Annotated in this window: 9 protein-coding genes; 4 read left to right on the top strand and 5 right to left on the bottom strand. The window is 31.8% G+C overall.

Features of this window, described 5'->3' with window-relative positions; translation table 11 throughout:
* Positions 1 to 3: 3 nt before the first annotated feature.
* The 5 genes from BUA46_RS14375 to typA form a co-directional block, all read right to left on the bottom strand.
* Positions 4 to 1,089 carry a glycosyltransferase gene (locus tag BUA46_RS14375; protein WP_019388675.1) on the bottom strand — a complete coding sequence of 362 codons (1,086 nt, stop codon included), beginning with the start codon at positions 1,087 to 1,089 and terminating at the stop codon, positions 4 to 6.
* Complete coding sequence (locus BUA46_RS14370; protein ID WP_019388674.1) at positions 1,086 to 2,441, bottom strand: phosphoethanolamine transferase; 1,356 nt, start codon at positions 2,439 to 2,441, stop codon at positions 1,086 to 1,088. The genes BUA46_RS14375 and BUA46_RS14370 overlap by 4 nt, the downstream gene beginning before the upstream one ends.
* A gap of 268 nt (positions 2,442 to 2,709) precedes the next feature.
* Positions 2,710 to 3,966, bottom strand: coding sequence for an O-antigen translocase (locus tag BUA46_RS14365; RefSeq protein ID WP_143148151.1), 1,257 nt, complete (start codon positions 3,964 to 3,966; stop codon positions 2,710 to 2,712).
* A 66-nt stretch (positions 3,967 to 4,032) separates the two neighbouring features.
* Positions 4,033 to 5,334, bottom strand: coding sequence for an O-antigen translocase (locus tag BUA46_RS14360; protein ID WP_019388672.1), 1,302 nt, complete (start codon positions 5,332 to 5,334; stop codon positions 4,033 to 4,035).
* 413 nt (positions 5,335 to 5,747) lie between these two features.
* Positions 5,748 to 7,547 carry a translational GTPase TypA gene (gene typA, locus BUA46_RS14350; RefSeq protein ID WP_019388670.1) on the bottom strand — a complete coding sequence of 600 codons (1,800 nt, stop codon included), beginning with the start codon at positions 7,545 to 7,547 and terminating at the stop codon, positions 5,748 to 5,750.
* Between the two features lie 143 nt (positions 7,548 to 7,690).
* On the opposite strand from typA, the gene BUA46_RS14345 reads away from it, so the two are divergent.
* The 4 genes from BUA46_RS14345 to BUA46_RS14330 form a co-directional block, all read left to right on the top strand.
* Positions 7,691 to 8,050 (top strand): hypothetical protein, encoded by a 360-nt coding sequence (locus tag BUA46_RS14345; RefSeq protein WP_072794762.1) that lies wholly within the window; start codon positions 7,691 to 7,693, stop codon positions 8,048 to 8,050.
* Positions 8,051 to 8,249: 199 nt separating this feature from the next.
* Positions 8,250 to 9,068 carry a 3-deoxy-8-phosphooctulonate synthase gene (gene kdsA, locus BUA46_RS14340; protein ID WP_019388668.1) on the top strand — a complete coding sequence of 273 codons (819 nt, stop codon included), beginning with the start codon at positions 8,250 to 8,252 and terminating at the stop codon, positions 9,066 to 9,068.
* Positions 9,069 to 9,096: 28 nt separating this feature from the next.
* Complete coding sequence (locus BUA46_RS14335; protein WP_019388667.1) at positions 9,097 to 9,996, top strand: sugar phosphate isomerase/epimerase family protein; 900 nt, start codon at positions 9,097 to 9,099, stop codon at positions 9,994 to 9,996.
* A 611-nt stretch (positions 9,997 to 10,607) separates the two neighbouring features.
* Positions 10,608 to 11,830 (top strand): MopE-related protein (locus BUA46_RS14330; RefSeq protein ID WP_218587872.1); only part of this gene is annotated, 1,223 nt, incomplete at its 3' end.

The following is an 11,830-nucleotide window of genomic DNA, read 5'->3' as shown; positions in this document are numbered from 1 at the left end:
ATACTACTTTGTTTGTTCCAATTCAATTAATAATTCATTCCAAGTTTTAGAGATTTTTTCCATTGAAAAACTTTGTATACTAGCTTTAGTATTTTCTTTACATTTTAAATAAAGAGATTGATCTTCAATAAATAAATTAAAAGCATCAGCCAAAGCCATTTCGTTATGATTTTCAACCAACAACCCATTCTGTTTATGCTGAACAATCTCATTAGGCCCAGATTTACAATCTACTGAAACAACAGGTGTTCCGCAGCTTAAAGATTCTACTAAAACCATAGGAAACCCTTCATGTCTACTAGTTAAAACCGTAAAAATAGCCTTTTTAACATATGGGAAAGGATTTTCGAGGTAGTTAATATGATTTACGTAAGAATCTAATTGAAATTCATTTATTTTTCCATGTAAAAAAGCAAGATCTTCTCCTTCACCTATTACATATAGTTTAATTCCTCTTTTCGGTAAAATTGAACGTTTGTAGGCTGATAATAACAGAGTTAAATTCTTTACTTTCTCGTCAATACGGCCATAAAACAATATATAATCTTCATTTATTATAATGGATTCATTTGCATTAGTTGTTATACTTTCAACATTATTTGGATTGTATATTTGACGAGAATTGACAAACTTATACTTACTTACAAGCACTTTTTGAATTTCTTTGCTTACAGCTACAATTTCAACATTCTTGTACAATACTTTTGCTAAGAAAGGTAAACGCGGTAAATACTTTTTTAAATGATAACTATGAATAACTGTTATGATGCTTTTCGCTTTAAATACAATTTTATATAGAATATATTCTTTAAAAAAATTTGGTCTTGTGCGGTTATCTATAATAATATCGAAATTCTGATTTTTAAAATATGCCCTTAAGATTTTAACTTTTTTAAAATTGGAATTACTATTGCTTAATAATTCATCAAGTTGAAATAAATGACCTGAAAATTCAAAATCGACAACACTTTTAGTAGTTACAATATGTATCTCATGTCCCAAATTACTAAGCATTAGAGAAAGTAATGCACTAAAACGTTCAGCGCCTCCTTTTCCTAACGATGTTGTAACGATGCATATTTTTTTCATGGTGCAAAAAAAGTATCATAATTAATAGTATCTTTTATGATACGTTTTCGGTCCTTAAAATCTTCACTAAAAATACTTCTTGATGTTTCAACCTCCTTAGCAGAAATATGAAGTAAATCTGCTATTGAATGAAATAAATCGTCAATCATATATTTTCTATTACTTTCAAAATACAAAGCCTTTTCCTCTTTATATTTTTGTGATTGCCACAAAAAGAAAGGGATGTCAAACATTTGTTTGGAATAAATATCTTCATTATGACCTGCCATATCTAATTCAGAATACATTTCTTCTGCATGATCAGAAAAATATAAGACAAAACTTTTTTTATTAAGACTGTCCACTTTTCTTATGACTTCGGAAATGATAAAATCGTTATATAAAATGGTATTATCATAATGATTTATTTTAGCGAAGCTTTCTTCAGATTTAAAATTAGTGCGAGGTTCATCATTAAATTTACTAAATGACTCAGGATATCTGTTTTCGTAATGGTGGTGTGTTCCCATCATGTGAAGAAATATAACCTTCTTCTGTTTTTTATAACGTAATGCTTTATTAAACTCAACTAAAAGTTCACCATCTAAAACTTTACTATTACCTGCAACCGTGGTTGTTAAAAATTTACTTTCTTTAGATGAGAGACTAATTTTAGTAATCATGCTTTCAAATGGGCCAATTGGTCTTTGATTTGAAAGCCAATATGTATCAAAACCCACTGCATTAATTAGTTGAATTATAGAGCCTTCTGATATTCTTTCTGGGTTTTCATAATTTGCTAAAGTTAAAATCTTGGTTAAGGCACCAACAGAATAAACATGAGGACTAATAACATCGTTGTATATTACCAATTGATTTTTAATACTGCTAAGTTTAGGCGTTGTTTCTCTGTAATAATCATAAATTCCCATGTGTGATCTTGCTGTAGACTCGCCAATAATTACAACATAAACCTCGTCTTCATTAGTACCAGATAGCCTTGAAACACCATTGAAGTTACCTGTTTTGTTATTTTTATAGTCTCCAAGTTTTTCAGATTCAGCTCTATATTCTATACCAGATTTTAATATTAAATAAGGAAGATTAAATCGAATTACAGTCGACTGTCTGATAAACAAAACAATACCAAAAAACAATAATAGAATCTTAAGCTTTGAGTATTTTGATTGAACAAAGTTATTTTCGAAGATATTACGTGATTTTAAAAGCAGGTATAAAACAAGTAGACCAAAAATAAGTGTGAAAACGATTATTGGAGTATCAATATAAAAGTTTAAAAATTCTTTACTTTCTTCGGCATTTGAATCTAAAGTTACAAATATAGCAGACGAACTAAAATAGGTGTCAAACAAGTAATAATAAGCAGTTTCTAAAAAAAGACAAATTGAAAAAAATACAAACGAGATATAAAAATAAATCGTTTGTATCTTATTGCTTTGGAATATGTAAATCAGACAGATTAAAGCGCTAGCGAAAAAAATATTCTCGAGAAAATTATATAAACTAAATATTGTTATTGTACTTGAAATAATTTCAAACAAAAAAGCAACTATGATTAGTGTGCCATATTTATAGAAAATTTTCAATAATTTTTTCATAAAGTTAATTCATCAATGCTCTTTACTCCACTTTGCTACCAATTAAACTATGTCTTAAAATAAATAGCACGATTAGTAAAAACAAAACATATCTAACAAAATGTGCCATTACCACACCGTCTGTTCCATAAATATCTATAAAATAAACTGAAAAGCCATAGAACATTAAAACTGAAAACACTTCAGTAATAATGAAATAGCCCATTTGTTTTTTTGCTATAAACTGATAAGATAATACAATGGCTATAAACTTAACTAAATCTCCTAATAATTGCCATTTAAAAAGGCTAGACATTTCTAAAAACTCATTGGTATATAACGCTTTAATAATAAAATCCCTAAAAATAAAAACGATTACCATTCCAATAAAAAGCAAAGGCAATAGCATTTTATATATTTTAATCACTTCTTTTCTAAAATCAACCGTATTGTTCAATTTTGCATACACAGGTAAAATATACAAAGGAAATATTGCTGCGGTAAATTGCATATATACTTTAGATATGGAATTCATTGCCGTCCAATAACCAGCATCGGCCATACTTATTTTATCTTGAATTAAATGCCTAATGGCAACATCTGTTATGTTAATAAGAAAAACAACTACCAAGGTCATTAAACTATAAGACAATAATTGCTTTTTAAAACTTAAATTAAATGATATACTTCTTAAATTAATATAACCACTATAAGTTTTTGAGCTTAAAATAATATAAATGAGAAATTGCAAAAAAGGTATGGTGCTAAAGGCAATTAAACTTCCTGTAAGTCCAAATTTTATAGTTAAAAGCACAATTAAAACAGTACTTGTAATAACAACAACTAACCCTATTTTCGAGAATAGTCTGTAAGCAGACAATCCATTTAATAATGAGTACAAAACGGCATTAATACTTGTAAAAGGCAGTATAAATGCTAAAATCTTAAAGATAAAACCAAAATCAGAACCCTCCCCAAAAATGAAGTTACTCAGGGTATTTGACCAGAAAAATAAAATTATAAAGGAAATTATACAGGTAATAGCAGACAAAACAAAAACCGTTGAAAATAAGTTGCTTAATTGCTTTTTATCAACTTTATGTTGCGCAATATACTTTACTAAACCATTTGAGGTCCCTAATATTGAAAACTGCTCAAGAAAAGCTAATACATTTTTTAAATTACCAACTAAAGAAATTCCTTCTGCTCCGATTAAAATGGCCAATGCTTTTTGTGAAACTAAGGAAAACAACATTCTTACTAAAACCAACCCTGTGTTAGCAGAAGTTACTTTTAACAATAAATTGTTTTTTATGAAACTTGGTATTTTCAATAATTAAGGAGAATAAATTAATAAAATGGATAGTTAATTATTTTCGCTTTCTACACCAAAAAGAGAACTTCCAAATATGAGCAATAATATACCAAAATACATTAAATAACTCACTAAATGAGCAATAACCGCACCTTCTACGTTGTCAAGTAAATCAATAAAATAAACACTAGTAACGTATAAAATTATTACTAAAAAAGCTTCGGTTAATATATAATGCCAAAACATTTTCTTAGCTAAAAATTGATATGCAATTATGATAGATAGTATTTTTACAAAATCGCCTAAAAGTTGAAATAAAAATAAATCTTCAACAGGTTCAAATTCCTCAGTGAATATGATTAATACAATAACATGTCGTAGCAAATAAATAACAACCAACCCAGCAAAAAGTAACGGAATTATTGTTTTATAAAAGCTTATTACTTCTTTTTTAAACTCCCTTTTCGTATTAATTTCCGAAAATCGAGGTAATAGATAAAGTGCAATTAACGAACTCACAAACATTAAATAGTAGTCTGAAATTCGAGTCATAGCTTCCCAGAAACCAGCATCTTTGTAACCAATATTTTCAATAATATAAGATCTTATGGCTATAGCAATAAAAGGCAAAAACACTGCCGAAAAAAGTGCCATTAATGAATATGGACTTAGCTTTTTAAATATACTATAACTAACCTGACTAACTTTAATTTGTGAGACTAAACTTTTTCTATTAATAATACCAACCAGCGTGATTAGAAAAATTAACGACTCCGCTATAACTACCGATATTAAAGCGCCATCAATCTTATTTTGATAAATTAAAAGTAAGGCAATGGAAACACTTAAAATTTGCCCTATTATATTTATAATAATTAAGATTTTATACTTTGAAAACCCATTCATAATCGAGAACGAGAACATGTTTAAAGCATAAAAAGGAAGCACAATTGCGAAGATTTTAATAACGTATGCGTAGTCGTTATAAGTGGGAAATATGATGTCATTTATCCATTCGGCCCTGAAATAACAAAAAAATGAGACTATAACGGTAGCTATAAATCCCATGTAATAAACCGTAGAAAGGGTTTTACTTAATTTTACAGTATCCTCTTTAAATTCAGAAATATACTTAACTACACCCTTATAAAACCCAACAGTGGCAACGGTTTGAAAAGCTCCTACAAAATTTCGTAAATTACCAATAAGAGCCAACCCTTCTGCACCAATAAACACGGCTATAGCTTTAGATGTTAAAATACCGGCTATTATTCTGGTTAGTACTGAAGCGGTTTGTAATGAGGCTATTTTTACTAAAACCTTATTGTTGATATAATCAATTAATTTTTTCAATTAATATTTTATTTCCTTGGCCATTTAACTTATTACACGCTATTAATATCAATAAACGCTTAAAGGGATTACAATTTCTCTGGATTTCTAAATGTAATCAAATATACAAAATGATTTAAGTTATACTTGAAATCCGCACTAAAACTGCCATTAATAAATTAAATCTTTAGACAGAAAACTAATTTTTATTTTTCAAAATGTAGTATAAATTAATACAAAAAATGGCAATATTTGTAATAATTATTGGTTTGGATATGGGCTGAAGAATAAATCCATAAAACACAAATAGTAAACACCCAAAGGCATTTACTATTCGTAAGTTATATACAGATTTCATTAAGAATGATATCAATACAGTTGCCATTGCAGCATAACCAACCCACTCTATCCACGAAACCCCTAAGAATTCCATATTAAATAGTTTTGTTTCGTTTACGCTCTACTTCTGTTAAGTAAATTTTACGTAATCGTAAATAGTTAGGCGTTACCTCAACATACTCATCTTTTTGAATATATTCTAAAGCCTCTTCTAAAGAGAATTTAATCGCAGGAACAATTTTAGCTTTATCATCAGCACCCGATGAACGTACGTTACTTAACTTTTTAGTTTTGGTTACGTTAACCGTCATATCATCACCACGAGAATTTTCACCAATAACTTGCCCCTCGTAAATATCTTCACCCGGATCAACGAAAAACTTACCTCTATCTTGTAATTTATCAATAGAATAAGGAATCGCTTGACCTTTTTCCATAGAAACTAACGATCCGTTTTGACGCTCTGGAATACCTCCCTTCAGGGGTTGATATTCTTTAAAACGGTGAGCCATAATAGCTTCACCAGCAGTAGCCGTTAGTAATTGGTTTCGTAAACCAATAATACCTCTAGATGGTATCATAAACTGACAAACCATACGTTCACCTTTAGCTTCCATACTCAGCATTTCACCTTTACGCATCGTTACCATTTCTATCGCTTTACCAGAAACTGTTTCAGGTAAATCAATAGTCATTTCTTCAACAGGTTCACATTTTACACCATCAATAACTTTTACAATTACTTGTGGCTGACCAATTTGAAGTTCGTATCCTTCACGTCGCATCGTTTCAATTAAAACCGATAAGTGTAATACACCACGACCAAAAACCATAAACTTATCTGCACTATCAGTTTCTTCAACTCTTAATGCTAAGTTTTTTTCTAATTCTTTATTTAATCTATCTTTTATGTGTCGAGATGTTACAAATTTTCCGTCTTTACCAAAAAATGGCGAATCGTTAATTGTAAACAACATACTCATTGTTGGCTCATCAATAGCAATAGTTTTTAGGCCTTCTGGGTTTTCCCAATCAGCAACAGTATCACCAATTTCAAAATTTTCTAGACCAACAAGTGCACAAATATCTCCAGTTTGAACTTCGTCTACTTTTTTACGACCTAAACCTTCAAAAGTATGTAGTTCTTTTATTTTTGATTTCACAACGCTACCATCTCTTTTTACTAAAGATATGTTTTGTCCTGCTTTTAATTCGCCACGTGTTAATCTACCAATAGCAATTCGTCCTGTAAATGATGAAAAATCTAACGATGTAATCAACATTTGAGTAGTTCCTTCAGCAATTTTTGGTGCAGGTATATGCTCAATTACCATATCTAACAATGGCTCAATATTAGTAGTTGGTTTTTGCCAATCTTCACTCATCCAATTATTTTTCGCAGACCCATAAACGGTAGGGAAATCTAACTGCCATTCCTCAGCACCCAATTCAAACATTAAATCAAAAACTTTTTCATGTACTTCGTCTGGCGTACAATTTTCTTTATCCACTTTATTAACAACCACGCAAGGTTTTAAACCTAAATCAATCGCTTTTTGTAATACAAAACGGGTTTGTGGCATTGGTCCTTCAAAAGCATCAACTAATAATAAAACACCATCTGCCATATTAAGTACACGCTCTACTTCTCCTCCAAAATCGGCGTGACCTGGTGTATCAATAATATTAATTTTTGTGTCTTTGTATATTACAGAAACGTTTTTAGAGGTAATAGTAATTCCTCTTTCACGCTCTAAATCGTTATTATCAAGAATTAAATCTCCAGTATTTTCGTTTTCTCTAAAGAGCTGACAATGATACATAATCTTATCAACCAAGGTTGTTTTACCATGATCAACGTGTGCAATAATTGCAATATTTTTTATATTAGCCATAACAGTGCCTTATTTTAAGCGTGCAAAGGTACATGATATTTAGTTAATTATATGTTATAATTAAATAGTATTATACTTTTTAAATGTCGTTTTCGTTAATTTTATAAAAATAGCGTTCTCTCAAACATCAAAAATGAATAATTATGTCCCTTTTCAATAAAATAACCAAGGTTATTCCTTATTTATATTTCATCAGCATTTCTGCGTACTGGTTCACTGTTGTAAACCGAAGCGAAGGCATCACTGCATACCCAATTTTACTGTTTGGAATTCCGTTTTTATGGCAAATTATAAAACCAAGTAAACGCTTAAATTTCACACTTGGTATTACCTTCGTTTGTATTTCGTCATATTTAATTTTAGCCTTTATTTCAGACCTGCTACAAATTGTATCACTTTCCAGCCCAATAAAACAACTCATGATGTATGGCGGATTATTTGTTTTTGCCAGTTTCATTATGGCACTCTGGATTATAAGAAACAGCTTAAAAGAAAGTATGTAATTTCAATTTGGGCGTTACCACAAGGGTCGGGCTTTTCATTACTAGTTTTGGCTCGATGCGCGCCTCGCCAAAAGCTAGCCATTACAATCCCTAACGCGGGTGTAACTGCCAACAGCAATTTATATTCGGTATCAGATTAGTACTTTTCACTTATGTTAATAGGCAATTTTGTAACTTTGCTGCTTAAATTTTTAAGTACATGAACCTCAACGACGTTCCCAAACTAAAACATACCAATTCCAATAACTTTTTTTTATTATGCGGACCATGTGCCATTGAAGGCGAAGACATGGCGCTTCGCATTGCCGAAAAAGTGGTTACCATTACAAATAAGTTACAAATCCCATATATTTTTAAAGGCAGTTTCAAAAAAGCAAACCGCAGCAGAATTGATAGTTTTACGGGTATTGGCGACGAAAAAGCTTTAAAAATTCTTAAAAAAGTATCCGAAACCTTCGATATACCAACCGTAACAGATATTCACGAAATTTCAGACGCTCAACTCGCAGCACAGTATGTTGATGTATTGCAAATTCCGGCGTTTTTAGTGCGCCAAACCGATTTGGTGGTAGCAGCAGCAAAAACAGGTAAAGTAGTGAATTTAAAAAAAGGACAATTTATGAGTCCAGAAGCCATGAAACACGCTGTGCAAAAAGTAAAAGATGCGGGCAGTGATAAAGCGTGGATTACCGATCGTGGTACCATGTTTGGCTACCAAGATATGATTGTAGATTTTAGAGGCATTCCAACTATGAGGGCCTTTGCTCCTACAGTTCTAGATGTTACACATTCTTTACAACAACCTAATCAATCTGCTGGGGTAACAGGCGGCAGACCAGATATGATAGAAACCATAGCCAGAGCTGGTGTAGTAAATCATGTGGATGGACTGTTTATTGAAACACATTTCGATCCTGCAAATGCAAAAAGCGATGGTGCCAATATGTTACATTTAGATAAATTAGAAGGGTTATTGACACGTTTGGTTGCAATTAGAAAAACTATTTCTAATTTCTAAGAATCTAAACTTTTAAATATTACCAATTATGAAAAAATCAAGAAGAGCTTTTTTACAAAATATGGCATTAGCTCCTCTTATCTTGGGTACTGGCAGGCTCATGGCATTTCCTAGCACAGAGCAACCTAATAAAAAGAATAGAGTGCAATATAGTGTTAATGCCTACTCATTCAACTCCTTGCTTAGAAGTGGCGAAATGACATTTGTTGACATGATGGAATTCGCCGCAGATATTGGATTAGATGCTGTAGATTTGACTGGTTATTATTTTTCATCATATCCAAAAAAACCATCAAACGAAGAACTTTTTACACTAAAACGAAAAGCTCTAGAATTGGGTCTTGACATTGCATGGACAGGGATTCGAAATGATTTTGTAACACCAGATATCGAAAGTAGAAATGCGGATAAAGCACACATAAAAGATTGGCTTGAAGTTTCCTCAAAACTAGGCGCCACCATAATGAGGGTTTTTACAGGCAGAAACAAAAGCGAAGATTTCACTAAAGACCAAATAAAAGATTGGCTTGTTAGTGAATTCAAAACATGTGCTGAATACGGTGCGGAAAACGGCGTGATTGTTGGACTACAAAACCATGATGAGTTTTTATTTACTAGCAGTGAGGTGATTGATATTCTTAAACGTGTTAATTCCGATTGGTTCGGGCTTATATTAGACTGTGGAAGTTTACCTTCTAACGACCCTTACACAGAAATTGCAAAACTAGCGCCTTATGCCAACTACTATTTTGTGAAAGAACATGTAAAAACTCAAGATAGTACTAAAATACCCGCGGATATAGAAAGAATTGCATCCATTATCAAAAATCAAAACTATAAAGGCTACGTGTCTTTTGAAAGTCTCGCAGATGGCGACACAAAAGCTATTATTAAAGATATGCTAGAAACGTTTCAGTCTGTTATGTAATAATAATTTCTACAAGCCAATAGATATTATTAAGAATTTGGAATTTAATACCTCTAAACAAATTAGAATTGTAATTAACTAACCGGATTGCAATCTCAAAAACTTTAAAAAGTTAAGCTTAAATAAACCAAGCCCTCTTACTTTTTCTAACACGATCTACGGTTGCATATAAAAGCATTTCAAAATTTTCTTAAATCCAAATCTACAATCGTTTTTAAGTTTCATACAACCGGTAATCGCAACCCACTAATAACCTCCTAAACTTAGATTTGAGAACTGAATTATTAAGATGGTATCCCATTATTTCGAACCACATTCTTTATTATTCACACCCCAAAAATCTCTGTAAACCTTTGAAAAACATGATAGTACAGGATAGTGCATGATTGTACAGGATGGATTTTTAAATAATATCTTTTCATGTAGATTAATCTGTAATTTAACGGAATTTTTTTTCGTTAGTCATTTAATTTGAAATATTTAGACATTCATAAATTTTTTTATACTCCCTATTATCTATTCATAATATTATTATTTATTATAACCATTAATCAATAGTAATAGCACTTTAACTTCTTTGTTTCGAAACAATTAAACTAAATTAGAAACGAATGAAAAGAATTACTTCAAAAATCACAGGGTTCTTAATACTAACATTGTTTGCGCTCCAAATACAAGCGCAAATTGTTGAAGGAACAACTTACAACTTAAAAAATGTTGCAACTGGTGAATACCTAAAAGGTTTATCAACCAGTGTTTACGAATCTGGTCCTTTAGGTGCAGGCGGCGCAGATTTTAACTTTAATTTTGTGGCAGCAGGTGCTGGTGATGCATATTGGAATATTGATAGCGAAAACAGAGGTTCTATGCGAGGTGTAGGAAGCACTAGAACTACAGTTCATACCACAAAAGCACCTCCTACCGATGATCCTGATAAAATTTGGACAGCGGTTAATGTTGAAGATAATGTTTATCAATTTTATTTAAAAGATAATGCCACTATGTTGGTACATTGGGACACTGTTTCTGGCACCCTTAAACTTTTGGCAGATGGTACAGATGATAGTACTAAATGGGTACTCGAGGAACAAGTAGAACTAGCTCCATACAATGGTGTGGCTTACAATGGTGCAACACCGCAACTTGGAGTTACTCCTAATACTCCAGTAGTAATAGAGCTTGAAAATTATGATGAATTAATTGGAGAGCCTTCAGGAGACGACGGCGGGAACTTTAATGATGATTCAGATGATATTCCTACCGGAGTTTTAGGAACATATAACGATAGGACTGCAGGTGGCTCTACATCTGGAACACAAACAGTTAGACTGTCTAGTGATGTTGATATTAAGGCTGGTGCAACTGGCAATGTACTTACAGATGTTCTACCTAATGAATACACAATATACACTGTAAATGTTGTAACTGCTGGCACCTACCATATGGGAGTGAACTACAAACATGGTGGAACTAGTAAAGATATTAAAGTGTACTCGCACAATACAAACGGCGCTAATAAAACGTTGTTATATGATTCAACGCTTGATGGGGGGCTACCACAAAGTGATTATGCGACAACAGATAATTTAGGGTCTTTTGAATTACCAGCTGGTCCTCTATTAATTAGGTTTAGAGTTTTAGATAACGGCCCAAGTTTTGATTATATGACATTTACTCTTAAAGGTGATGAAGCAGAAGATGCCGATGGCGATGGTGAGACTGCTGATACGGATTGTGATGACAATGACCCAGCAGTTAACTCGTCAGCTACTGAAATTCTTTACGATGGTATCGACAACGATTGTAACCCTGATACCTTAGATACAGAAGATGC

This window comes from Algibacter luteus, from assembly GCF_900141715.1.
GTDB lineage: Bacteria > Bacteroidota > Bacteroidia > Flavobacteriales > Flavobacteriaceae > Arenitalea > Arenitalea lutea.
Note: the sequence above shows the minus strand (reverse complement) of the source record. Positions and strands in the feature narration are given on the sequence as shown.

Bases quoted from the DNA above. Each gene is read 5' to 3' on its own strand.
- typA (WP_019388670.1), bottom strand. From the start codon at position 7,547: ATGGCTAATATAAAAAATATTGCAATTATTGCACACGTTGATCATGGT.
- BUA46_RS14375 (WP_019388675.1), bottom strand. From the start codon at position 1,089: ATGAAAAAAATATGCATCGTTACAACATCGTTAGGAAAAGGAGGCGCT.
- BUA46_RS14345 (WP_072794762.1), top strand. From the start codon at position 7,691: ATGTCCCTTTTCAATAAAATAACCAAGGTTATTCCTTATTTATATTTC.
- kdsA (WP_019388668.1), top strand. From the start codon at position 8,250: ATGAACCTCAACGACGTTCCCAAACTAAAACATACCAATTCCAATAAC.
- BUA46_RS14335 (WP_019388667.1), top strand. From the start codon at position 9,097: ATGAAAAAATCAAGAAGAGCTTTTTTACAAAATATGGCATTAGCTCCT.